20 protein-coding genes are annotated in these 23088 nt (G+C 54.5%); 7 read left to right on the top strand and 13 right to left on the bottom strand.

Features of this window, described 5'->3' with window-relative positions; genetic code table 11:
* Nucleotides 1-9: 9 nt before the first annotated feature.
* From kce to SMB34_RS15595, 6 genes are all read right to left on the bottom strand, one after another.
* Nucleotides 10-939, bottom strand: a complete 930-nt coding sequence (gene kce / locus SMB34_RS15620) for a 3,5-dioxohexanoate:acetyl-CoA acetone transferase (protein ID WP_037991405.1) — start codon at nucleotides 937-939, stop codon at nucleotides 10-12.
* Nucleotides 936-2309: an aminotransferase family protein gene (locus SMB34_RS15615; protein ID WP_037991403.1), complete on the bottom strand. Its 1374-nt coding sequence runs from the start codon at nucleotides 2307-2309 to the stop codon at nucleotides 936-938. Before SMB34_RS15615 ends, kce begins: the two co-directional genes overlap by 4 nt.
* Before the next feature lie 23 nt (nucleotides 2310-2332).
* Nucleotides 2333-3430 (bottom strand): ABC transporter ATP-binding protein, encoded by a 1098-nt coding sequence (locus tag SMB34_RS15610; RefSeq protein WP_037991401.1) that lies wholly within the window; start codon nucleotides 3428-3430, stop codon nucleotides 2333-2335.
* A gap of 90 nt (nucleotides 3431-3520) precedes the next feature.
* Nucleotides 3521-4675, bottom strand: coding sequence for an ABC transporter substrate-binding protein (locus SMB34_RS15605; protein ID WP_037991399.1), 1155 nt, complete (start codon nucleotides 4673-4675; stop codon nucleotides 3521-3523).
* A 109-nt stretch (nucleotides 4676-4784) separates the two neighbouring features.
* A complete protein-coding gene (locus tag SMB34_RS15600; RefSeq protein ID WP_037991397.1) occupies nucleotides 4785-5594 on the bottom strand; it encodes an ABC transporter permease in 810 nt (269 codons plus the stop codon).
* A 9-nt stretch (nucleotides 5595-5603) separates the two neighbouring features.
* Entirely contained in the window at nucleotides 5604-6476 is an 873-nt protein-coding gene (locus SMB34_RS15595) for an ABC transporter permease (RefSeq protein WP_037991393.1), read from the bottom strand.
* A gap of 152 nt (nucleotides 6477-6628) precedes the next feature.
* Between SMB34_RS15595 and SMB34_RS15590 the strand changes: the two genes are divergently transcribed.
* Entirely contained in the window at nucleotides 6629-7573 is a 945-nt protein-coding gene (locus SMB34_RS15590) for a LysR family transcriptional regulator (protein WP_240478847.1), read from the top strand.
* A gap of 84 nt (nucleotides 7574-7657) precedes the next feature.
* Complete coding sequence (moaD, locus tag SMB34_RS15585; protein WP_037991388.1) at nucleotides 7658-7909, top strand: molybdopterin converting factor subunit 1; 252 nt, start codon at nucleotides 7658-7660, stop codon at nucleotides 7907-7909.
* A 60-nt stretch (nucleotides 7910-7969) separates the two neighbouring features.
* Here the strand turns inward: moaD and choV are convergent, their stop codons facing one another.
* From choV to SMB34_RS15570, 3 genes are all read right to left on the bottom strand, one after another.
* The gene (gene choV / locus SMB34_RS15580) at nucleotides 7970-9166 is read right to left on the bottom strand and encodes a choline ABC transporter ATP-binding protein (RefSeq protein ID WP_037991387.1); all 1197 of its coding nucleotides are present in this window, start codon (nucleotides 9164-9166) and stop codon (nucleotides 7970-7972) included.
* A gap of 2 nt (nucleotides 9167-9168) precedes the next feature.
* Nucleotides 9169-10017 carry a choline ABC transporter permease subunit gene (gene choW, locus SMB34_RS15575; protein ID WP_037991385.1) on the bottom strand — a complete coding sequence of 283 codons (849 nt, stop codon included), beginning with the start codon at nucleotides 10015-10017 and terminating at the stop codon, nucleotides 9169-9171.
* 92 nt (nucleotides 10018-10109) lie between these two features.
* Entirely contained in the window at nucleotides 10110-11069 is a 960-nt protein-coding gene (locus SMB34_RS15570; RefSeq protein WP_007089363.1) for a choline ABC transporter substrate-binding protein, read from the bottom strand.
* A gap of 378 nt (nucleotides 11070-11447) precedes the next feature.
* On the opposite strand from SMB34_RS15570, the gene betI reads away from it, so the two are divergent.
* From betI to SMB34_RS15545, 5 genes are all read left to right on the top strand, one after another.
* The gene (gene betI / locus SMB34_RS21480; RefSeq protein ID WP_007089364.1) at nucleotides 11448-12038 is read left to right on the top strand and encodes a choline-binding transcriptional repressor BetI; all 591 of its coding nucleotides are present in this window, start codon (nucleotides 11448-11450) and stop codon (nucleotides 12036-12038) included.
* 63 nt (nucleotides 12039-12101) lie between these two features.
* The gene (gene betB, locus SMB34_RS15560) at nucleotides 12102-13559 is read left to right on the top strand and encodes a betaine-aldehyde dehydrogenase (protein WP_037991383.1); all 1458 of its coding nucleotides are present in this window, start codon (nucleotides 12102-12104) and stop codon (nucleotides 13557-13559) included.
* A gap of 56 nt (nucleotides 13560-13615) precedes the next feature.
* Nucleotides 13616-15301, top strand: a complete 1686-nt coding sequence (betA, locus tag SMB34_RS15555; RefSeq protein WP_037991381.1) for a choline dehydrogenase — start codon at nucleotides 13616-13618, stop codon at nucleotides 15299-15301.
* 124 nt (nucleotides 15302-15425) lie between these two features.
* Nucleotides 15426-17015: an L-serine ammonia-lyase, iron-sulfur-dependent, subunit alpha gene (locus tag SMB34_RS15550; RefSeq protein WP_037991612.1), complete on the top strand. Its 1590-nt coding sequence runs from the start codon at nucleotides 15426-15428 to the stop codon at nucleotides 17013-17015.
* 177 nt (nucleotides 17016-17192) lie between these two features.
* Nucleotides 17193-18506, top strand: coding sequence for an NAD(P)/FAD-dependent oxidoreductase (locus SMB34_RS15545; protein WP_051682329.1), 1314 nt, complete (start codon nucleotides 17193-17195; stop codon nucleotides 18504-18506).
* Nucleotides 18507-18510: 4 nt separating this feature from the next.
* On the opposite strand, the gene SMB34_RS15540 is transcribed toward SMB34_RS15545, so the two are convergent.
* The 4 genes from SMB34_RS15540 to SMB34_RS15525 form a co-directional block, all read right to left on the bottom strand.
* Nucleotides 18511-19182, bottom strand: a complete 672-nt coding sequence (locus tag SMB34_RS15540) for a cysteine hydrolase family protein (protein WP_051682328.1) — start codon at nucleotides 19180-19182, stop codon at nucleotides 18511-18513.
* A gap of 236 nt (nucleotides 19183-19418) precedes the next feature.
* Entirely contained in the window at nucleotides 19419-19901 is a 483-nt protein-coding gene (locus SMB34_RS15535) for a group III truncated hemoglobin (RefSeq protein ID WP_037991379.1), read from the bottom strand.
* 83 nt (nucleotides 19902-19984) lie between these two features.
* Complete coding sequence (locus tag SMB34_RS15530) at nucleotides 19985-21334, bottom strand: NAD(P)/FAD-dependent oxidoreductase (RefSeq protein WP_037991377.1); 1350 nt, start codon at nucleotides 21332-21334, stop codon at nucleotides 19985-19987.
* Between the two features lie 115 nt (nucleotides 21335-21449).
* The gene (locus tag SMB34_RS15525) at nucleotides 21450-22820 is read right to left on the bottom strand and encodes an aspartate aminotransferase family protein (protein ID WP_037991374.1); all 1371 of its coding nucleotides are present in this window, start codon (nucleotides 22818-22820) and stop codon (nucleotides 21450-21452) included.
* Nucleotides 22821-23088 lie beyond the last annotated feature (268 nt).

Below are 23088 nucleotides of genomic sequence, written 5' to 3'. Positions count from 1 at the left end.
TGTTGTTTCCTAAAAGGCGACCAGATTGGCACCTTTCAGACCCAGCATGGCGCGGGCTTCGTCCGGTGTTGCGATTTCAAGCGATAACCCGTCCAGAACGTCGCGGATTTTGCGAACTTGCGATGCGTTGTCCGGGGCCAGTTCGCCCTTGCGCAGATACAGGTTATCTTCAAGACCGACCCGGACATGACCGCCCATGGTGGCCGACATGGTGGCAAGCGGCATCTGATGTCGCCCGGCACCCAGAACCGAAAACTGGTACTGATCGCCAAAAAGTTTGTCGGCGGTGCGTTTCAAATGGGCAAGATTGTCGGGATCGGCCCCGATACCGCCCAGAACGCCCAGAACGAACTGAATGAAAATCGGCCCTTTGATCAGGCCGCGATCAACAAAATGGGCCAGCGTATAAAGATGCCCGACGTCATAACATTCAAATTCAAACCTTGTGCCATTGGCATCGCCGAGATCTGCCAGAATGGTTTCGATATCGGAAAACGTGTTTTTGAAAACAAAATCACGACTGTCTTCGAGAAATTTTGGTTCCCAGTCGTGTTTCCAGTCGCTGCGTCCGGCAAGGGCCGGGAACAGGCCGAAATTCATCGTCCCCATATTCAATGACGCCATTTCGGGTGCTGCCTGCTTTGCCGCACGAATACGGTCCTTGACCGTCATGGTCATGCCGCCGCCGGTCGAAATATTGATTACCGCATCGGTGGCCGATTTGATGCGCGGCAGGAATTGATCAAAAACAGCCGGTTCCGGGCTTGGAAAGCCGGTTTCGGGATCGCGTGCATGCAGATGCAGGATCGCAGCCCCGGCATTTGCCGCCGCAATTGCCTGATCGGCAATCTGGACGGGGGTGATTGGCAGATGCGGGCTCATGGACGGGGTATGAACCGATCCGGTGATGGCGCAGGTGATGATGACTTTCCGGCTCATGCGAAGGCTCCGGCAAGGGTGAGTTCGTCCTGAAGCTCGCCAAGGGCGGCGCGCAACGGAATGAGGATATCGTCAAACTGATCGTGTGTGATCGTCATGGGCGGGCAGACCATCACATGATCACCGCGATACCCGCCGCGGGTGCGACGCCAGTAAATGATCAGGCCCTTGTCATAGGCAATATCAACAAGGCGGGCAGCCGCAAGATGTTTGGGATCAATCGGTTCCATGGTTTCGCGGTCTTTGACCAGTTCGACCGCAAGAAGCAATCCAAGGCCACGCACATCGCCGATGATCGGAAATTCATCGGCAAGTTTGCCAAGTTCGGCCTTTAATGCCGCCCCGCTTTGGGTCGCATTTTCCAGAAGGTTGTCTTCATCAATCACATCAAGGACCGCATTGCCCGCTGCACAGGCCATCGGATTGCCAGCATAGGTGTAACCATGGATAAAGCCACCATGATCAAGAACCGGGCCGACAATACGATCAGGCGCAATCATCGCCCCCAGCGGGGCATAACCCGCCGCCAGTCCCTTTGATACGGCCAAGATATCCGGCGTGATGCCCCAATGTTCGGCGGCGAAATATTTGCCAGTGCGTCCGGCACCCGTCATGACCTCGTCATAGATCAGAAGAATGCCGTATTGATCGCAGATCTCGCGAATGCGGGCATAGTAGCTGTCAGGCGCAACCAGTGCGCCGGTCGCAGCCCCGCCAACCGGTTCCATGATGAAACCAAGAACGGTTTCAGGGCCCTGTTTGAGTATTTCGGCCTCAAGCATGTTGGCGTATTTCAGGCCGCGTTCATGATTACTCAGATCATCGCGATCCAGATAGCAGGTCGGGGCCGGAATTTTGGGTTGGTCCACCATCATCGGGGCGAAGGGCGCATGCATCGGCGTATAGCCGGTGATGGCAAGCGCACCAAGGGTTGAGCCGTGATAGCTGGGGAAACGCGAAATGATCTTGGTCCGCTGGGCTTGCCCCTTTGCCAGGGCATATTGACGGGCAAGCTTGATGCAGCTTTCGACAGCTTCGGACCCGCCGGAGACAAAAAATACCCGTTCCAGATCGCCCGGTGCGCGTTCGGCAAGGCGGAATGCCAGATTTTCGGCCGCATCATTTTCAAAATGCAGGCGATAGGCGAAACTGGCCTTTTCAAGCTGTGCATTCATTGCGGCAATCACGCGTGGGTCGCTATGGCCGATATTGCTGACCATCGCACCGCTGGAGGCGTCGATATAGCGTTTGCCATCGACATCCCACATATAGACGCCCTTGGCATGGTCGATCAGCGGCCGACGCGAACGGCTTTGATAAAACAGGCGGGATTCCCGGTTATGGCCGGTTTTGGGGTTATCATGCGTCACTTCGGGTGGCACTCCAGATCCGGTCAGTCGTTATGACCGGGTAACAACACACAATTTCGGGCGGCAATGTGCATGAACACATCGGCACCTTCGTGATGGGGGCGGGCATCAATCGGGTTGATCACCTGCCAGTCACGACCATTGGCCGTGACGAAATAGCGGGCCTGCTGCCCCAGATAATCCACCGTTTTGATCCTGCCGGGGATGGCAATCACACCGTCCGTCGCACCGTTCTGATCCGACAGGCCGATTTTTTCAGCGCGGATAACGGCGCGGACGTCTTTTGAACCATTGGTTTTGGCGGTTTGTTCGGACGTGGTCAGCAATGTTTCGCCGCTTTGCAGGGCAACCTTGGTAAAGGCCGCATCCGGTGCACCAAGGGCAGCAGGAATGATATTGGAATGACCAAGGAAATCGGCAACAAAGGCCGATGCGGGATTGTTATAGACGTCTTCAGGCGCGCCTTCCTGTTCGACGACACCGTTATTCATCACCACCAGTTTGTCGGACATGGCAAGGGCTTCGGATTGATCGTGGGTGACGAAAACGGTGGCAATACCCAGTTCGCGCTGAATACGTTTCAGTTCGACCCGCATTTCTTCACGCAGATTGGCGTCAAGGGCAGATAGCGGTTCATCAAGTAACAGCACATCGGGTTCGATCACGATGGCGCGCGCAAGGGCAATGCGCTGCTGCTGCCCGCCGGAAAGCTGGTTGGGATACCGGTCGGCAACATGGGGCAGTTGCACCAGATCAAGGGCACGATTGACCTTTTCCCGGATGTCGGATTTGGACACCTTGCGATATTTCAGGCCAAAGGCGATATTGTCGTAAATGGATTTGTGCGGGAACAGGGCGTAGTTCTGAAACACCAGTCCCAGATTGCGTTTGTGGATCGGCAGGGCATTGACCCGTTTGCCACGGATCAGCAAATCGCCTTCGGTAATGTCGGTCAGTCCGGCAATCATGCGAAGTGTCGTGGTCTTGCCGCAGCCCGATGGACCCAGAAAGGTCACGAAGCTGTTGTCAGGCACGGTCAGATCCATGCGTTGCACGGCGGTAAATTCGCCGTAACGCTTGACGACATTTTGCAGTTCGACCGCATTTTCGATGTCAGCCATCACAAATAACCCTGTCAGAAAAAGGCGGTGGTGCCCCGGCCATTATTTAAAAACAACGACCGGGGTTCCGGTTTATGCGATCAGTCCGGCTTAGTAGCCGCGCTGAACCCGCGAGAAGGTTTTCGACCAGTCGGCTTCGTGTTCGTTCCAGTAGGCCGGATCAAAGAAGCTGAGTTCCTTGAGCGTGCCGGATGGATCAAACGCGGGCAGGGTCGGGATGACTTTGCCGAGTTCGACTTTCTGCGGATCAAGAGCAGGCGGATAGCTTTGGCCTTCGGCAACCGCAATCGCGACTTCGGGTTCGAGCATGAAGTTCAGAAGTTCTTCACAGGCTGCCATCGGGCTTCCGCGCAGAACGAACAGGCATTCCTGCCAGCCAAGACCGCCTTTCGGGTCGTGATAGCCGATATCGTGGCCCTGATCCTGCAATGCCTTGATGCGCCCGGACCAGCCTTCGGTGACATAGATTTCTTCTTCGGCCAGAAGGCTCATCAGTTCGGCCCCTGAGCTCCAGTATTTCAGGGCCAGATCGCGATGGGCACGGATCATGTCCCAGACGGCGTCGATATCCTTGATCGCATTCGGGTCCTGATCGGATTGCAGGGCACCGTACCAGACGCGGGTTTTCCATTCGCCCCAGCCGCCGATCTTGCCTTTGTAAGCTTCATCGACCATCAGCTTGGCACCTTTGGCCTTGGCTTCATCGTCGCTGATATATTTGCGGTTATAGGCAATGCCGGTGGTGCCGTAATCATAGGGAACCGCCGAAATGGTACCGCCGGTGATTTTGCGCAGCGGTTCGATCAGGCCGGGAATGACGTTTTTGAGGTTCGGAATATTGGCTTCGTTCAGCTCGGACGTCAGTTCCAGACCATGATATCGGGCATAGTCAAACACACCCGACAGGTGGGCAAGGTTAAACTCGCCCGGCTGGCCCGCCTTGACGCGGGCGATATATTCGTCCGCACCGCCAAAGGTGCCCGATACGACCTTGATCCCGGTTTTCTCGGTATAGGGGGCAAATGCGTATTTTTCAAATGCCTCGGATACCACACCGCCCCAGCCGTCAAAGCGGACCTGTTCTGGTGTTGCGGCAAGGGCGTTGCGGGTCAGCATGCCCATCGGGCCACCGGTGATCCCGGCGGTGACACCCGCAGCCCCCAGAACGGTCAGAAAAGTGCGACGGTTGATATCACCGTCTTTAAGGCGGGTTAGCAGGCGTTCATAGCGTTTCGTCTCGTCCATTTAAGGCCTCCTGATAAAGGTTTTTATCCGTTTTCTTGTCGGTCTTATGGTCTTCTTTTTTATGGTCTTGTTGTTGGTTTTGGCGGTTTCCCGCGGTATCTGTTGTTTGTTAGGCAGCGGCTTTTTGTGCGCGTATTTTTCGCGCTGATGCGATGCGTGCAATGGCGGTGGCAATCAATGGCAGCGCGATGGTGAAGATCACCATCACAGCGCCCAGTGCATTGATTTCCGGGCTGATGGAATTGCGCAGCATGGCAAAAATCTGGGTTGGGACGGTTTCAACCCCGCCTGGTTTCCAGAACAGGGTGCCGGTAATGTCGTCAAACGAAATGGTGAATGAAAACAGCATCCCGGCCATGACAGCCGGCATCATCAGCGGCAGGGTGATTTCAAAGAAAGTCTGGATCGGAGTTGCGCCAAGGCTCATGGCGGCTTCTTCGACGTCGCGCCGGATCGATACAAGGCGCGCCTGAACCACCAGAACCACAAAGGGCAGGGTGAAAACGACATGCCCCATCAGAAGCAGGCCAAAGCTTTTGGGCATGGAGAGGAATTGCAAAAACAGCAAAAGAGCCACAGCCAGGACGACCTCGGGGATCAGGATTGGAGCAACCAGAAGCGTTGATATTGAACGCTTCCCCGGAAAATCGTACCTGACCATGGCAAGTGCCGCGAGCGTGCCAAACGTCGTTGAAATTGCACTGGTCAGCGCGCCCAGCAACAGAGATGTTTTGAATGCACGGATAATGGCATCGTTGTTCCACAATGCTTCGAACCAGCGTGTTGAAAAGCCCTCGATCGGGAAACTGCCGAACTGGTTGGCGTTGAATGCCAACAGGATGACGACCGCGACCGGCGCGAACAGAAACAGATAAACAAGGATTGTGGCGATACGGATCAGGGACCAGCCGGACATCATTACATTCCCCTATTTGAAGCTTTTGGCGATCTGATCGACGCCAAGATAACGGGTGTAAATGACAACCAGCGCACCCAGCAGGGCCAGCAGGACAAGCGAAAGGGCGGAACCCAGCGGCCAGTTAAGCTGTGTGACGATGGCCTCGAACACGAGATTGGCAAACATCGCGTCGCGTGGCCCGCCCAGAACGATCGGGGTGATATAGGTGCCCGCGGCCAGAACAAAGCACAGAAGAGATCCGGCGGCGAGACCGGGGAAGGACAGGGGCAGGGTGACTTCGCGGAAGGCCTGCCAGCCGGTGCAGCCAAGGCTTTGGGCGGCCTCGGTAAGGTTTTTTTCAATACCATCCAGGCTGACATAGACATTCAGGATCATGAAGGGCAGCAGATAATGCACAAGACCCAGAACAACTGTCGTCTGATTGTAGAGCATCTGGATCGGTTCATCGATGATGCCAAGCGAGATCATCAATGTGTTGAGCGCGCCCGACGTGCCAAGGATGTTGATCCACGACATGGTGCGGATGATGTAGCTGATCCAGAAGGGCAGCATCAGCATCAACAGCAGGAAAGTCTTCGATTTCATCGGGGTGTTGGCAACGAAATAGGCCGGGATATAGCCAACCAGCGCACAGATCACCGTGGTGTAAAAGGCAATGGCAAAGGTCTGAAACAGGATATCGCGGTAAAACCGGTCGCCAAGTACTTCGATCCAGTTATCGAGATAAAATCCGACCTGATCAGCACCGGTCGCGGTGCGCAGCCAGAACGAATAAACCACGATGAACATCATCGGGACGATCAATAACAGCGATATCGTCGCCAGTGACGGCGATAGCAGGACCCAGGGCGTTCTGCGTGCCCCGGCTACATCTGCGGCCATTTTTGCCTCCCGTTATTGTGCTCTGGCAATTGCTTGCCATGCGCGGTTATCTGGCCGTGAATGAATATGTCTGATCATTTCACCCCAGACTTGCACATAGCGCAAATAGATAAGTAGAATGGATTGCATAGCCAATTGCTATGGGTGGGGAAATGAGCGACCTTTTAAAACGGCAATTCGACTGGAACCTGTTGCATACCTTTACGGTGATTGTCGAAGAAAGGTCGATCACAGGGGCGGCCAACCGGCTGCTTTTGCGCCAGCCCAGTGTCAGCAATGCGCTTAAACGGCTTGAAGATCAGATCGGCGCGCGCCTGATTGACCGGGAACGCGGCCGGTTTGAGGTCACCGAACAGGGATTGGCGCTTTATCATGAATGCCGCGAGATTTGCGGGGCGATTGGCCGACTTTCCGATGTGATGTCGGACAGTGGCAATCAGCTTAGCGGGCATTTGCATTTGTGGCTGGCAAGTCATGTGGTGTTTCCGCCGCTTGACGATGCGTTGTTTGAATTCAATCGCGAACATCCCGAAGTCACCTATGAAATCAACGTCGCGACATCCGCCCATGTAACAAGTCAGGTCCTGTCCCAACAGGCGAGTTTCGGCATTTGTCTTGTGAATGAACAGCATCCCCGGCTGGAATATCGCAAACTGTATCGCGAGCATTTCGGGTTCTTTTGCGGGCCGACACATCATTTGTTTGGCCGGGAAAACCTGACACTTGCCGATTTGCGCAGCGAGGCATTCGTGTCGTTTTCCACCGATCAGCTTTCCGATGCGCTGGCCCCGGTTGCGGTATTGCGCGCGCGCGAAGGCATGAAAGGCAAGGTGATCGCCACCAGCCCGCATCTGGAAGAAGTACGCCGCCTGATCAATGCCGGGCTTGGTATTGGTCCGTTGCCGATCCATGTGGTGCAAAACGCGATGGAACGCGGGCAGTTATGGCGCCTGCCGCCCTATGATGCGCCGCCGGCAATTGATATCTATCTGGTGACCAATCCGCGCATGTCGCTTGGCCGGGCGGAGCGGTTTTTTATTGAAAACCTGACCGGGCGGCTTGGCAATGCGCCGGATGGCTATTTTGTTTATCCGTAAACAGGATGTGATCGGGGCTTGCGGATTGCGGGTGTTTGCGCAAGCATGCGGCCAAACACGGATTTCAAGCGAACGGGATAGAAGATGAAGCTGGTTTATTTTTCCTGGGTCAAGGATCGTATCGGCATGGCAGAGGAAGAGGTTGAACTGCCGGAAAATGTGAAAACCGTTGCCGACCTTCTGGCATGGATGCCGGGCAGGGGGGCGAATTTCGCTGACGCGCTGGCCGATCCGGCGATCATCCGGGTTGCGGTTGATCAGGAATATGCGCAAGGCGAACGTGATGTTCGTGGTGCCAGCGAAATCGCGCTGTTTCCGCCGGTAACCGGTGGATAAAAGACGAAATTGAAATGGTATTTAAAAGGCGCCCGGTTTGCGGGGCGCCTTTTTTGATGATCAGTCTGCGACGGTTGCTGTCTGCGTCAGGCTTTCAAAGAATTCCTTGCGGCCCAATGTGCCGGAAATGCGTCCCTCGCGGGTCAGAAGCACCGGATTCTGGGTGATGCTGCGCATTTCGATCAGGTCTTTGAGAAGTACGGTATCATCGGCAACGAAGATGACCGAATTGTCGGTCCCGTCCAGATCGTCCGGCAGGTTGCCGTCATACTGGATTAGCTTCAACTCGCCATGTTCGCCGCTATTGGCGGCACGAATGATGCCGTCCTGAAGCGTGATGCGGATATCTTCGTCTTCGACGGAAAGTTCGCCGGTCGTGTTGCGCTGATCGCGGTCAATGCGGTGCATGATGGCGCGACCGCGCAGGATATTGACCGGGTTCATATGGGCGACAAAGTCCGCGACATATTCATTGGCCGGACGCAGGGCGATGTCTTCGGGCGTGCCATGCTGTACGACATAGCCACCTTCCATGATGGCAATTGAATTGCCAAGCTTCATGGCTTCGTCCAGATCATGACTGACAAACAGGATGGTTTTATTAAGCTTTTCCTGAAGATCAAGAAGCTCGTCCTGCAGGCGGTTACGGATCAGCGGATCAAGGGCCGAAAACGGTTCATCCATCAAAAGGATCGGTGCATCGGTGGCAAAGGCACGGGCAAGGCCGACCCGCTGCTGCATGCCGCCTGAAAGTTCGTGGGCATATTTTCCGGCCCACTGATCCAGCCCGACAAGGGCCAGCTTTTCCCGGACGATTTCACGGCGTTCCTTCGGTCCCATGCCGTCAAGCTCAAGACCAAATCCGACATTGTCTTCGACGGTGCGCCAAGGGAACAGGCCGAATTGCTGAAAGACCATGGCAACGCATTTACGACGCAGATCGCGTAGCGTATTGGCATCACAACTGGTGACATCGACCATCCAGTCTCCGTCATGTACCCGAAGCGATCCGCGTGAAACGCGGTTAAGCCCGTTTACACAGCGCAGCAACGAGGATTTACCCGAGCCCGAAAGCCCCATCAGAACGCAGATTTCACCCTGCGGGACATCAAAGCTGACATTGGCAACACCAAGGATATTGCCGGTTTCCTTGGCTATTTCGTCACGGTTTTTACCGGCGTCGAGGAGGGCAAGTGATTCAGCCTGCTTATCCCCGAAAATGACGTCGATATTATCAAATTCAACAGCATTGCTCATGATTACTGCCCCGTATTTTCTGATTTGTCGCGGCGGCAGATGCGGTCCAGCACAATGGCCAGGATCACAATTGCAAGGCCGGCCTCGAAGCCTTGGGCGATATTGACCGTGTTAAGGGCGCGAACAACCGGTTTGCCAAGTCCATCTGCCCCGACAAGAGCGGCAATCACCACCATGGACAGCGACAGCATGATGCATTGGGTAAGGCCCGCCATGATCGATGGCATGGCAGATGGCAGTTCGACCTTGAAAAGCAATTGCCGCGGCGTGCAGCCAAAGCTTCTACCAGCTTCAATCAGTGCCTTTGGCGTGCTGGCGATGCCAAGATGCGTCAGGCGGATCGGGGCGGCAATGGCAAAGATCACGGTCGAAATCAGTCCCGGAACCACACCAAGACCAAACAGGATCAGGGTCGGGATCAGATAGACAAAGGTCGGAATCGTCTGCATCAGGTCAAGAACCGGACGCAATGCCTGATAAAGCCAGGGGCGATGTGCCGATGCTACGCCAAGCGGTACCCCGATCACCATACAGAACAGCGTCGCATAGATCACAAGTGCGAGCGTTTCCATGGTGGCTTCCCAATAGCCAAGATTGACGATCAGAAGCAGGGAAAGAACAGTGAAGGCCGTCAGTTTCCATGATCTGTGCAGCCATGCAGCCAGCACGCCAAATAGCGCGATAATCAGAAACGGCGGTAACCAGACCAGCAGGTCGACTGTGTTTTCGATAATGAATTCAAGAACGTCCGAGATGGTGTAAAACACGAAGTCGGCATGCTCGTTAAGCGCATCCATAAGGGATGCAATCCACCGTCCCAGCGGAATTTTAGTTTCCGTGAGCCATTCCATTGGATTTTTCCATTATTTGAACAAAGAAAATGTGCCGATACGCTGCCTGTGATGGGGACAACGTACCGGCATTATGTATTTGAAGCTGGACCCTAGAGACCGAGTTCATCTTTAAGCGCTGCCTTGGCATCGCCACCGTCAAAGGTGGTGACACCGTCAAGCCAGGCCATCGCGGCATCCGGATTGGCTTTAAGCCATGCGGTTGCGGCATCTTCCGGATCGGTGCCTTCGTTCAGGATGGCATCCATGATCTGGTTTTCCATATCGAGGCTGAATTTCAGGTTGGTGACGAATTTACCGGCATTCGGGCATTCATCGGTGTAACCGGCACGCAGATTGGTATGAACCGTAGCGCCCCCGAAATTAGGACCAAATACGTCATCGCCACCATCAAGATAGGCCATGTCATATTTGGCATTCATCGGGTGCGGTTCCCAGCCAAGGAAAACGATGAATTTGTCACGTGCCGATTTGCGTTTGACTTCGGCCAGCATGCCCTGTTCGGAAGATTCAACAAGTTCAAAGCCCTTGAGGCCGAACTGGTCATTGTCGATCATGTCCTGGATCAGGCGGTTGCCATCATTGCCCGGCTCGATCCCGTAAATTTCACCATCAAGCTGATCCTTGAATTTGGCGATGTCGGCGAAATCCTTGAGGCCCGCGTCATAAGCATTTTTCGAAACGGCCAGCGTATATTTAGCGCCTTCAAGGTTGGCACCGGTGCTGACGACGGTTTTCTTTTCCAGATAGGGCGCAATGTCTGCTGCCATTGTCGGCATCCAGTTACCGAGGAAGACGTCAACGTCCCCGTTGGCAAGGCTGGTATAGGTGACAGGAACGGAAAGAAGTTCGGTTTCAGCGTCATAGCCAAGTGCTTCGAGAATAACCGATGCGGTTGCCGTGGTCGCGGTGATGTCGGTCCAGCCAACATCAGAAAATGTTACGGTTTTGCAAGCATCGCTATCAGCCGCCTGTGCACCGGCCGCCCCCAGAAGGGTGGTGGCAATGACAGTGGTGCCAAGAAGACGGCCAATGGTGGAACGTGTGGTCATGTTTATGGTTCTCCCTTGTGTGGACCTAGCGGTTACTGATGGTGGCAATATCGCCGCCATCAGACTTTCGGTTCCGGAGGCCAGACGCATGTAAAACGATGCGCATCTGGCACCGCCAACACCCGTCCAAAACCATGTGATCGGGTCCCCTGAACCCGGTCACATAGACCGGAATAATCATAAAAACAGCCATAAAGCCGCGCAACCAAGGCACTTTCCCTGTTAACGTCGCGCCACAAAAGACGGCGTTTTTTATTGATTGATTGTTCAATTAAAATACAGCATATTCCCCCGAGGTCAATTGCGAAGGGCGAAAAAGTCGCATTTGCGTCATCAAACAGGCCTAAGTCCTTCGGATCGCTTAGAATTGGATTAGTAATGCCCAAGGTTGGAATGCAGCCTGTACGCCGCAGGCAACTGATCGATGCCACGATCGAGACCATTCACCGCTTTGGTTTTGCCGATACCACGATCAGTCGGATTGCCGGGGCGGCGGGGATGTCGTCAGGAATTATTTCGCACTATTTTGGCGGTAAGAATGCGCTTCTGGAAGCAACGATGCGCTTTCTGATGCAGGAATTGCGTAGCGATTTTCTGGGCCGCGTTGCCAAGGCGAAAACACCCCACGAACGTCTTGAAGCGATTGTTGATACAAACTTCAACGAAGAACAATTCACGCCGCAGGTGATTGGTGCGTGGTTGTCATTCTGGTCGCAGGTGCCGTTTTCCGATCCGCTGCGTCGATTGAATGCGGTTTATTTCAAGCGACTGGCATCGAATTTACGCCATGAGTTGCGCCGGCTGACAACCGATCAGCGGGCCGAAGAAATTGCGGCGGTCACTGCTGCCATGATCGACGGCATCTGGGTGCGGTCCGGTTTGACACCGGGACGCGCCAATGTCGCGGCGGCGCGGAAAATGGTGCTTGATACCATGCACCTGCATCTGGCGAGTTCGCCCGCGCGCTAGTCAAGAGACATACACTTAAAAAAAGGGCTGCCCGTTTCCGGTGTGGCCTGCAGGAGTTTCGACATGAGCCTTTATCAGATCCAGAACTTTATCAACGGCAAAAAAGTTGCCGGTTCGGGTGCGGAAATGGTCACGCTGAACCCCGCGACCAATAAGGTCCTTGCCAAGGGTAAGGAAAGCACCGCTGCCGATGTTGATGCTGCAGTGAAGGCCGCACGTGCCGGTTTTGAAATCTGGAAAAACACGCCCGCGGCTGAACGGGCGCGCGTTTTGTTCAAGGCGGCCCAAATCCTGCGGGACCGTAACGATGAATTGGCGCTGGTAGAAACCCGTGATACGGGCCGTGCCATTCAGGAAACCGAAATTGTTGACGTGATTTCCGGTGTCGAATGTCTTGAATATTTTGCCGGTGTGGCCGGAAGCCTATCGGGAGAGCATATCGATCTTGGCGGCAATTTTGCCTATACCCGGCGCGAGGCGGTTGGCGTTTGCGGTGCGATTGGGGCGTGGAACTATCCGATCCAGATTGCCTGCTGGAAAGCCGCACCGGCATTGGCGTGCGGAAACGCGGTTGTTTACAAACCCTCCGAAGTCACGCCGCTTTCGGCGATTGCGGTGGCCGAGGCATTGCAGCAAGCAGGTCTTCCCGATGGGGTTTACAACGTGGTTCAGGGCGCGCGTGCTTGTGGTGCGGCACTGGTCGAACATCCGGGCGTTGATAAAATCTCGTTGACCGGCTCGGCCGAGACCGGTGCCAAGGTCGCCGCAGTTGCCGCAGGCGGCATGAAGGCCGTGACCATGGAGCTTGGCGGCAAATCGCCGATGATCGTGTTTGAAGATGCCGATCTGGATAACGCCGTATCGGGCGCGCAGATGGCGAACTTTTATTCATCCGGGCAGATTTGTTCGAACGGCACACGCGTTTTTGTGCATGAAACCGTTGCCGATGCCTTCATCGAAAAACTGATTGCGCGCAGCAAGGATCTTGTTCTTGGTGATCCGGAAAAACCGACAACCCAGGTTGGTCCGATCGTGACCAAAGCTCAATTCGACAAGATCATGTCCTATATCGAAACCGGCAAGGGCGAGGGGGCGAAATGCGTTCTTGGCGGTCATGCGGTTACCGAAAACATGCCCGAAGGCGGCCTGTTTGTGGCCCCGACCATCTTTACCGGCTGCGCCGATGATATGGCTATTGTGCGTGAGGAAATCTTTGGTCCGGTGATGTCGGTCCTGACCTTCAGGGATGAAGACGAAGTCATCAGACGTGCTAACGATACGCAGTATGGTCTGGCTGCGGGGGTGTTTACCCGCGATCTGTCGCGCGGGCACCGAGTTGTCGCGCGGCTTGAGGCAGGAACTTGCTGGATCAATACCTATAACATCACCCCGATTGAAATGCCGTTCGGCGGGGTCAAGAAATCCGGGGTGGGCCGCGAAAATGGCCGGGCCGCGATTGAACATTATACCCGGATCAAATCCGTCTATGTCGAAACCGGTGACGTCGAGGCGCCTTATTGATCACGGTTCAGAACTGTGAATGGCTGCCTGCAACCTGTTGAAGATAAGGAAAAAGCATGAACACGCCGACCACCACGGAAAAGTACGATTACGTTATTGTCGGTTCCGGTTCTGCCGGTGCCGTTCTGGCCAGTCGCCTGACCGAGGACCCGGAAGTCAAGGTTCTGGTGGTTGAAGCCGGACCGGTTGATCATTGGTGGGATTGGCGCATCCATATGCCAACCGCACTTTCCTATCCGATGCAGTCGGAAACCTATAACTGGGCCTATTGGACGACGCCGCAGGCGAACCTTAACAATCGCCGTATGGAAACACCGCGCGGGCGGGTCTTTGGTGGTTCCAGTTCAATCAATGGCATGGCCTATGTTCGTGGTCATGCGCTTGATTACAATCGCTGGGCGGAACAGGATGCGGCGCTGAAAGAATGGGATTATGCGCGGTGCCTGCCGTATTTCCGCAAGGCCGATACGCGCAACGAAGACACCAATGGTGACGAATATCATGGCGGAGATGGCCCGCTGCATGTCACCACGGGGGCTTGCAAAAACCCGTTGCACAAGGCTTGGATCAAGGCCGGGCAGGAAGCGGGTTATGAATTTACTCCCGACCAGAATGGCTATCGCCAGGAAGGTCTGGGGACGATGGATATGACGGTTTACAAGGGCCGCCGCTGGTCAACCGCGCGGGCCTATTTGCATCCGGCAATGAAACGTCCGAATTTGACAGTTCATGACAAGGCACTGGCGCAGCGCGTTGTTTTTGATGGAAAACGCGCCATCGGACTTGATTTCACCCACCGTGGTGAACTCAAACGCGCGACGGTCGAGCGCGAGGTGATTATTTCGGCAGGATCGATCAATTCGCCAAAGCTTTTGATGTTGTCTGGAGTTGGTCCGGCAGCACATTTGCGCGAACACGGGATTGATGTGGTTGCCGATATCCCCGGTGTTGGGGAGAACCTTCAGGACCATCTGGAACTTTACGTCCAGATGGAATGCACCCAGCCGATCAGTCTGAACAGCAAGCTTGATCCTTGGAACAAATTCAAGATCGGGTTGGAATGGTATCTTTTCAAAACCGGGCTTGGTGCGACCAACCATTTTGAAGCCGGTGGGTTTATCCGGTCAAAAGCGGGTGTTCAGCATCCTGACCTTCAATATCACTTTATACCGGCTGCGATTAACTATAACGGATCCAAAGCCGCCGAAAAGGATGGCTTCCAGGCGCATGTTGGTCCAATGCGGTCCAAATCGCGCGGCACGGTCCGGTTGGCATCAAACGATCCGGCAAAGCGCCCGATTGTTGATCCCAATTACATGAGCCATCCGGAAGACTGGGAAGAAATGCGCGCATCCGTGCGTCTGACCCGCGAGATTTTCGCACAGGATGCCTTCAAGGACCTGCGCGGTATTGAAATTTCGCCGGGCAGGGACATTCAGACCGATGATGAAATCAATGCATGGGTCGCCGATCATGCCGAAAGTGCCTATCACCCGTCCTGTTCGTGCAAGATGGGCAGCGACGATATGGCAGTGGTGGATGAAAAAACGCGCGTGCATGGTATCGAAGGCCTGCGCGTGGTGGACAGTTCCATCATGCCGACAATCGCATCGGGCAATTTGAATGCCCCGACCATCATGATCGGGGAAAAGGCCGCAGATATCATTCGCGGACGCGATCCGTTGCCACCATCAAATGCGCCATATTTCGTCCATCCTGAATGGGAAACCAAACAGCGCTGATACTGCTCATCCCCGGTCTTTGATCTTTCAGGACCGGGGATTTTTCGTTTCGGTCATTGCTTTCGTCCATCTTGCGCGCGATCATCGGGGAAAATCATATGCAATTTTCCCGGATTGCCCCGCCATGCAAGAAATCAGTCTGCTTAATTCCGTTATTGGCCCCGTGATGCGCGGCCCATCAAGTTCCCATTGTGCAGCGCCTTATATGATGGCGAGGGTCGCGCGCGAATTATCGTGCAGCAATGGCGAGGTTTTGAAAAAGGCGATTGTTCGGTTTGATCCGCGCGGGTCGTTTGCGCCCGTGTATCAGGCACAAAGTTCGGATGAAAATTTTGCCGCCGGTTTTGCCGGGGCGGCGCTGACGGATACAGATTACCGTGACATTTTACCGCGTGTGACGCGGGGCGAGGGATTTCTCTTCGCGGTCGAAATCGTCGAACTTGAAAACAACAACCATCCCAACCGGGTTGACCTTGAACTGACCGTAACCGAGCGGAATGGCGCGGATCGTGCCGATCTGTATGCCGGTGCATCTGTTGGTGGCGGGATGTATTACATCGATGCGATGAATGGCGAACCGGTCTTTCTGACGGGCAAAACCGCAAGTGTGTTTGTCTGGGGGCCTGATATCGGTGCGCGGGCAGATAACATTGCGGCCGGGCTTGCTTTGAATGGCAACAGGTTGCTCGGAATATCGGTCGATCCGGATCATGATCGCTGCGAAATTGCCCTGCAGGCCTTGCCTGATACAACGTTGATAGCCTCTTTGCGTGATCAGGACGGTATCAAAGACGTTCGTTTCGCTGCTGCCTCGCAATATCCGGTGTGTGCCACTGATGATCTGTTTTCGACTAGCGATGCGGTCATCGCGGTGGCCGAACAGCAAGGAGGATCGCTTGCCGAGGCGGGCCTGGTTCTGGAAGCAAGGCGCCTTGGTCTTTCACGTGATGCAACGCGCGCGCTTTTTCGTGAACGGTGTGAATTGATGTTGCGTGTGGTGGCCGAAGGGTTCGATGCCAAGCCCGAAGACAATGTGATGCGGTTTTTAACCCTGCGTGCGCGCAAGGTTCGCGATGCCAATTTGCCCGCAGGACTAGGCGGGGCGGTTTTACAGGATGCGATTGCAGGTGCCCTTTCGGCGATGGAACGGGATTCCAATCGCGGACTGGTCTGTGCTGCACCAACGGCAGGCAGTGCAGGTGTGGTTCCGGGCACACTGTATGGCCTTATCCGGCATGGCATTGATCTGGATGGAGCGACCGATGCGTTGCAGGCGATGGCGCTGGTGGGGGCCGTGTTTGCCGCACGTGGCACGTTTGCCGCGGAATGCGGGGGCTGTTCTGTGGAAACGGGGGCGTCGGCGGCAATGGCGGCCGCGGGTGTGGCGCAGGCATTTGGCGGAACACCTGTGCAATGTTTTGACGCTGCCAGCATGTGTTTGATGAATACGTTGGGCCTTGTATGTGATCCGGTTGGTGGGGATGTTGAAATCCCGTGCCATGCGCGCAATGTTGCCGGGGTGTCACACGCCTTTTCATCGGCAATGGCGGTTATGGCCGGGTTTGATGCCGTGTTGGGATATGACGAGTTGGTCGATCAGACGGTTAAAATCGGGGCCATGATGCATCCGGATTTGCGATGCACGGCACGCGGCGGATGTGCTGCGACCAAAACCGCGCTACGCATGGTTGAAGCCGTAACGCAAGCGCGCTGAATTACCCTTATAAACCGGTTTTTGCGCAATCCTTTGTTCCGGTTGTTGCCTGTTTTGACATAATCGGTGAAAAGCATGTGCGAAGGCTGGTTCTAGCCAGTTTTCCCTTGATGGTCCGATCAATTCCGGCACCATGACGGGATTATAAATCTCAAGACAACCAATCCGAGGCATCGCGTGTTTACCCCAAGCTTCCTGACCGCAAATGACAAGTCCGGTGCATATCCGTCGTCCTATTACGCCGCGACGGCCAACAAGACCGAACCCTTTGTCGAACTGGATGGGGATCAGGTTTGCGATGTTGTTGTTGTCGGCGGCGGGTTTACCGGACTGTCCTCGGCACTTCATCTGGCGGAACGCGGGTATAGTGTGGTGTTGCTCGAAGCGCATCGGGTCGGTTGGGGGGCATCAGGACGCAATGGCGGGCAGGTCGGATCGGGACAGCGCCGTGAACAGGACGATCTTGAAAAGATGGTCGGTCGCGACGATGCCAGAAAGCTATGGGATATTGCCGAGCAATCCAAGGATATCGTCAAAAGCCTGATTACCAGGCATGACATCAAGTGTGACTGGAAACCGGGCATTCTGCATGCCGATCATCGCGAACGATTTGTTGCAGGCACGCATGAATATACCGAAAAACTCCGGACCGAATATGGCTACCACGCCATTCGTGCCGTTGGCCGGGATGAAATCCGCAACATGCTGGGGTCGGATTTTTATCATGGCGGGTCGCTTGATATGGAGGCGGGGCATCTTCATCCGCTGAACTTCGCGCTTGGACTTGCGGATGCGGCACGTGCTGCCGGGGCGCGGATTTTTGAAAACGCGACGGTTACCGGCTATGAAAATGTTGAAAAGGTCGTTGTCACAACGGCGGGCGGGCATCGGGTGACGGCGGATATGATGGTGCTGGGCTGCAACGGGTATCTTGACGGGCTGGAAGACCGGGTTGCCAGACGGGTGATGCCGATCAACAATTTCGTTATTGCGACCGAGCCATTGGGCGACGATCTGGCGCGTGAACTGATCCGCGATGATGTGGCGGTGGCGGATTCAAAATTCGTGATCAATTATTATCGCCTGTCGGCTGATAAACGCATGTTGTTTGGCGGTGGCGAGACATACAGCTATCACTTCCCCAAGGATATAAAATCCTTTGTTGCGCCGTATATGCTGGAAGTCTATCCGCAGCTTAAGGATGTGAAAATCGATTATGGCTGGGGCGGGACATTGGCGATTACGATGAACCGCATGCCGTTTTTCCGCAAGGTAGAGGACCGCGTCTATACCGCGACGGGCTATTCCGGGCATGGGGTTGCCATGGCGACACTGGCCGGGCAGATCATGGCCGATGCGATATCGGGCACGATGGAGCGGTTTGATGTGATGTCAAACATCAAAATTCCAAGCTTCCCGGGCGGGAAGGCGTTGCGCTATCCGTTTTTGGTGCTTGCCATGACCTGGTATTCAATCCGCGACAGGCTGTAAAGTTTCAGGATGCCTTGGCGGGGGCTTGTGTGCTGGTGCCTTTGGCACCACTCGCCGCGAGGCGGGCCTTGGTTTTTTGCCAAATGCCTGGGTTGACCGCCAAAATGCCAGCATCGGTGAATGAAACATCATATCCGCGGTCAATTGCGGCCTGAATTGTTGCTTGGACGCAGTAATTTCCATCCAGACCGACGATGTGCAGTTTGCCGACTTTCTGGCGTTCAAGAACGCGTTCAAGTTCAGGCGCGCTGAAGGCATCGGCGCGGGCTTTGGTAATGTCATGATCAATATCGCCGTTCAGGCGGGCATCAAGATCAAGGCCCGGTGATTTCGGGCTACCGCGCCCCTTATTGAACAGACTAACCAGAAGATTGATGTACCAGCCTTTGAATATCTGACGGACAGAGATCACCGATTGACCGGTTTTGTTGGCAATTTCAACAAGTTCATTGATCGCGGAAATCGTTTTTTCGACCGCGGCAGGTTCATAGGCGTTTTTGCCGGTGGCCAGCGTAAAGTCTTCTTGCAGATCAATGATTAGAAGCGCGCTGTTTGGGCGTTGAGAAAGATCGATTTTCTTACCCTTTGTCGGGCTGAGATGACGTTTGTGACCATAAATCGTATAGGTAATCAGGGCTAAAATGATGACTGCGCTGACGCCAATCCAAGACCACATATCGTCTTTCTCCGCTCTCGTCCGTCGTACTCTGCAATCGGTCTGGCACATAGCAATCTTGCAGGGCTGCCAATATAAGCCCTTTGATTTGCCAGTTCAGTGCGCGCGAAGATTGCCCCCGTCTAGTAATAACACGTAAAAATATTTTGTTCAGAGCAGGACAATGTTGTCAACATGTCGGTCTTAAGAAAGCTGACAAAAAGTTTTGCAGTGTGCTGATTACTATGAGTTCTGGCCTATTTCGGGGACCATGCCGAAACTGGATCGTAACGTTCGCCTTTGCCCAGAATGACACCATTATGCGCAGCAATCCCGATTTCGAAACTGGATGCAATCCGAAGGGCGCGTTCCATGAAGTGACGCGCGGCAGCTGTTTCGCAATGCTCTGCCAGTGTTTCGGCAAATAATTCAAGCCAGCGATCAAAATGGGTGCGGTCGATCCTGAGTGTCAGGTGCTTTTGCATCGGGCGACCGTCATAGGCACCACTGGCAAGTGCCACAGATGCCCAAAACATGCACATCCGTTCCAGATGGTGATCCCAATCCGTGATCTTCTCGGCAAATACCGGGCCCAGCATCGCGTCGTCGCGTACCTTGGCATAAAAGCCATGCACGATATCTTTGATCATTTGGTGATCAATACCGGTTTCCTCGCGGATTTTGCGGGTCGCGATTTCACGCCGTTCTTTGATTTCGGCAAGGGTCGGTTGATCTGACATGCTCGTCTCGTGCTCGATAAGGATTAATCCGGGCAATAGCGCAAAGGCCATATCCGCGACATGACATAGGTCAGTTTTACTGATTACGCAAACTCGTCACGCAGACCATAATAGCGATAGGCAAGACTGCGGCCGATCCGGCGAAACTTTGATAACGGGAAACGATCCGGCGGTGTCCCCATGATGGCACCGACGTCATCCGGGCCCTTGGTGCCCAGAATTTGCTGACCCAGCATTTTCCCGGCCAGACTTCCAAGTGCGACGCCGTTGCCATGCCATGCAAGCCCCGCCCAGACGTCCCGATGCCCCGGAACCCGACCAAGATAGGGGCGGAACGACTGCGAAAGGCAGGCAAGACCGTTCCAGTGATGGGTGATTTCGACATCCTGCCATGCGGGGAACATCCGGCGGAAATGCGCCAACAGATGCTGTTTTGCATCATCAAATGCGGCGGGGGTTGCCGTGATGCCGCCGCGGCCGCCAAACATGAACCGATTATCAGGGAGTTTACGGAAATAGTGCAGCAAGATGCGGGTATCAAACGCCATCAGGTCGCTGGTCCAGCCTTGCACTGCAAGCTCATGATCTGACATCGGTCGGGTGACAAGAATACCCGAAAAGACCGGCATCAATCGCCCGCCGATCCAGTCTGGCAGGTTTTCGGCACTGTATCCATTCGTTGCGATGACGACTTTGTTTGCCGAAATTCGCACATTTTTGCAGGTCAGGATGTAACCGTCCCCGGTGTCTTGGAGGTCTTCAATGGTCGCCTGTTCAAATATCCGAACACCTTTGGTTACACAGGCACGATGCAGTCCGGCCAGATATTTCAACGGATGCAGGCCAAAACCTTTTTTGACGTGCAATCCTGCATCGGTTTCCTGCGCGCAAAGACCGCGTTCGCGAAGCTCGTCCTTGGTCAGGAATTCGCTTTCGATACCGGTAAAATGATTATTTTCCTCGGCCTCTTTGCGCAATTCCGCCACCCGATTGGCTTTGTGCGCCAGTATGACTTCCCCGTCCGAATGACGATCAGCATCAATATTCCACTCTTCAAGCCGCGATGCGACAAGGTCAATCGCACTGCGTTGAAGTTTGGCAAAATGGCGTGTTTGGTCATCACCAAACTTCTTTGAAAGCTGTGCATAGCTTTTGCCGCTTCCGCCCATGCAGCAAAATCCACCATTGCGCCCTGATGCGCCCCATCCGGAACGCCCGGCATCGAATACCGCAACATCAATGCCGCTTTCTGCCAGTTCCAGTGCAGCTGACAGGCCGCAATAACCGCCACCAATGATCGCGACATCGGCCGTTATGGTGCCCTCATCAGGCATTTGATCACATTCGGGCAGATTTCCAGCACTGGCAACCCAATAGCTGTTGGGCAGGGTGGCGGTTTGATAGGCGGGGGATTGATAAAGACGTTTGAGCATGGCGGACTCTTTTGAGATGGGGCATTTCAGCAGTGTTTCGAGGCAAAATCACAAACACCCGGCGAATGATATATCCCGCCGGGTGTTTGTGTAATGTCTTGATTTAAATCGGAACCTACATTTTGCCGATTTTCCTGGCTGTTGCATCAAACGCGGCACGTGCGCGTTTGACCAGCTCATCGACTTCGCCGTGCGTGATGCAAAGCGGCGGCGAGGCCACCATGCGATCACCGCAGGCTCGCATGATAACGCCATTTTCAACACAGGCATCCCGGCAGATCGTGCCCACCGTGCCCGGTTTATCGAACGGTTTGCGGGTCGCCTTGTTATCGACCAGCGGAATACCGGCAATCAGGCCGACGGTTTCAACCGCCCCGACCAGCGGATGATCGGCAAGGGTTTTAAGTTTTTCGGCAAAGTACGGACCGATATCATCGCGGACACGTTCAACAAGCTTTTCATCGCGAATGATCCTGATGTTTTCCAAGGCTACGGCGGCGGCTGCCGGGTGGCCGGAATAGGTGAAGCCGTGGGTAAATTCGCCGCATTCGTTGATCAGGACGTCAGCAACCCGTTCACCGACCATAACGGCCGAAATCGGAAGGTAACCCGACGACATGCCCTTTGCCATTGGCATCAGGTCCGGCTTGATATCGAACGTGTCGGAGCCAAACCAGTTGCCGGTACGGCCAAATCCGCAAATGACTTCATCTGCAATCAGAAGAATGTCGTATTTTTTGCAGATGCGTTGAATTTCCGGCCAGTAGGTTGATGGCGGAATGATCACGCCACCGGCACCCTGGATCGGTTCGCCGATGAAGGCGCCGACGCGGTCGGCACCAAGTTCTTCGATTTTTTCTTCAAGCTTGCGTGCGGCAATCAGGCCGAATTCTTCGGGGGTATGATCGCCGCCTTCGCCGTACCAGTACGGTTGATCGATATGCACAACATCAGGCAGCATCGGCCCGCCCTGTGAATGCATCCCTGCCATCCCGCCAAGTGATGCCCCGGCAATGGTCGAGCCGTGATAGGCGTTCTTGCGGCTGATGATGTAGGTGCGTTCCGGCTGGCCTTTAAGCTTCCAGTACTGGCGCACCATGCGCACGACCGTGTCGTTCGCTTCCGACCCGGAGTTGGCATAAAATACGTGGTTCAAACCATCGGGCGTGATTTCTGCAAGAACTTTGGAAAGCTCGATCGCAGGTGTGTTCGCACACTGGAAGAAGTTGTTGTAGTAGGGCAATTCCAGCATCTGGTTATAAGCGGCTTCGGCAAGTTCCTTGCGGCCATAACCGACATTGACGCACCACAAGCCAGCCATGCCGTCCAGATACTGTTTACCATGCGAATCTTCGATGAAGACGCCTTTGGCGCGTGTAATCACGCGTGTGCCACGATTGTTAAGGTCGGCCGTATCGGTAAACGGATGAATGTGGTGCTGCTGATCGATATCCTGCCAATAGGCGGTTTTGTCGAAATTATTCATAACGTCTCCTGACAGCGATAGTCGCCTGCTTTGTGCGATATGTTGAACATCTGAGACAAGTGTTCGTTTTTTTGAACACCTTTGCAAGGGGAAATTTTATGAAACAATTTTGTCGTCTTGGCGCCAAATTTGATATGCACTGGTTGTTTCAAACCATTCTTAATATCCAATGCAATGATGTCGTGCGTTTATTTTGCAGTGCATTATTTGCACGATATATCGAACGAGGGGCTTGACCGCAATCATTGGGCGGGGCACGATGAAAAGT

Source organism: Thalassospira permensis NBRC 106175 (assembly GCF_000714555.1).
Taxonomy (GTDB): Bacteria; Pseudomonadota; Alphaproteobacteria; order Rhodospirillales; family Thalassospiraceae; genus Thalassospira; species Thalassospira xiamenensis.
Note: the sequence above shows the minus strand (reverse complement) of the source record. Positions and strands in the feature narration are given on the sequence as shown.

Bases quoted from the DNA above. Each gene is read 5' to 3' on its own strand.
- kce (WP_037991405.1), bottom strand. From the start codon at position 939: ATGAGCCGGAAAGTCATCATCACCTGCGCCATCACCGGATCGGTTCAT.
- SMB34_RS15610 (WP_037991401.1), bottom strand. From the start codon at position 3,430: ATGGCTGACATCGAAAATGCGGTCGAACTGCAAAATGTCGTCAAGCGT.
- SMB34_RS15605 (WP_037991399.1), bottom strand. From the start codon at position 4,675: ATGGACGAGACGAAACGCTATGAACGCCTGCTAACCCGCCTTAAAGAC.
- SMB34_RS15600 (WP_037991397.1), bottom strand. From the start codon at position 5,594: ATGATGTCCGGCTGGTCCCTGATCCGTATCGCCACAATCCTTGTTTAT.
- SMB34_RS15595 (WP_037991393.1), bottom strand. From the start codon at position 6,476: ATGGCCGCAGATGTAGCCGGGGCACGCAGAACGCCCTGGGTCCTGCTA.
- SMB34_RS15590 (WP_240478847.1), top strand. From the start codon at position 6,629: ATGAGCGACCTTTTAAAACGGCAATTCGACTGGAACCTGTTGCATACC.
- moaD (WP_037991388.1), top strand. From the start codon at position 7,658: ATGAAGCTGGTTTATTTTTCCTGGGTCAAGGATCGTATCGGCATGGCA.
- choV (WP_037991387.1), bottom strand. From the start codon at position 9,166: ATGAGCAATGCTGTTGAATTTGATAATATCGACGTCATTTTCGGGGAT.
- choW (WP_037991385.1), bottom strand. From the start codon at position 10,017: ATGGAATGGCTCACGGAAACTAAAATTCCGCTGGGACGGTGGATTGCA.
- SMB34_RS15570 (WP_007089363.1), bottom strand. From the start codon at position 11,069: ATGACCACACGTTCCACCATTGGCCGTCTTCTTGGCACCACTGTCATT.
- betI (WP_007089364.1), top strand. From the start codon at position 11,448: ATGCCCAAGGTTGGAATGCAGCCTGTACGCCGCAGGCAACTGATCGAT.
- betB (WP_037991383.1), top strand. From the start codon at position 12,102: ATGAGCCTTTATCAGATCCAGAACTTTATCAACGGCAAAAAAGTTGCC.
- betA (WP_037991381.1), top strand. From the start codon at position 13,616: ATGAACACGCCGACCACCACGGAAAAGTACGATTACGTTATTGTCGGT.
- SMB34_RS15550 (WP_037991612.1), top strand. From the start codon at position 15,426: ATGCAAGAAATCAGTCTGCTTAATTCCGTTATTGGCCCCGTGATGCGC.
- SMB34_RS15540 (WP_051682328.1), bottom strand. From the start codon at position 19,182: ATGTGGTCTTGGATTGGCGTCAGCGCAGTCATCATTTTAGCCCTGATT.
- SMB34_RS15535 (WP_037991379.1), bottom strand. From the start codon at position 19,901: ATGTCAGATCAACCGACCCTTGCCGAAATCAAAGAACGGCGTGAAATC.
- SMB34_RS15530 (WP_037991377.1), bottom strand. From the start codon at position 21,334: ATGCTCAAACGTCTTTATCAATCCCCCGCCTATCAAACCGCCACCCTG.
- SMB34_RS15525 (WP_037991374.1), bottom strand. From the start codon at position 22,820: ATGAATAATTTCGACAAAACCGCCTATTGGCAGGATATCGATCAGCAG.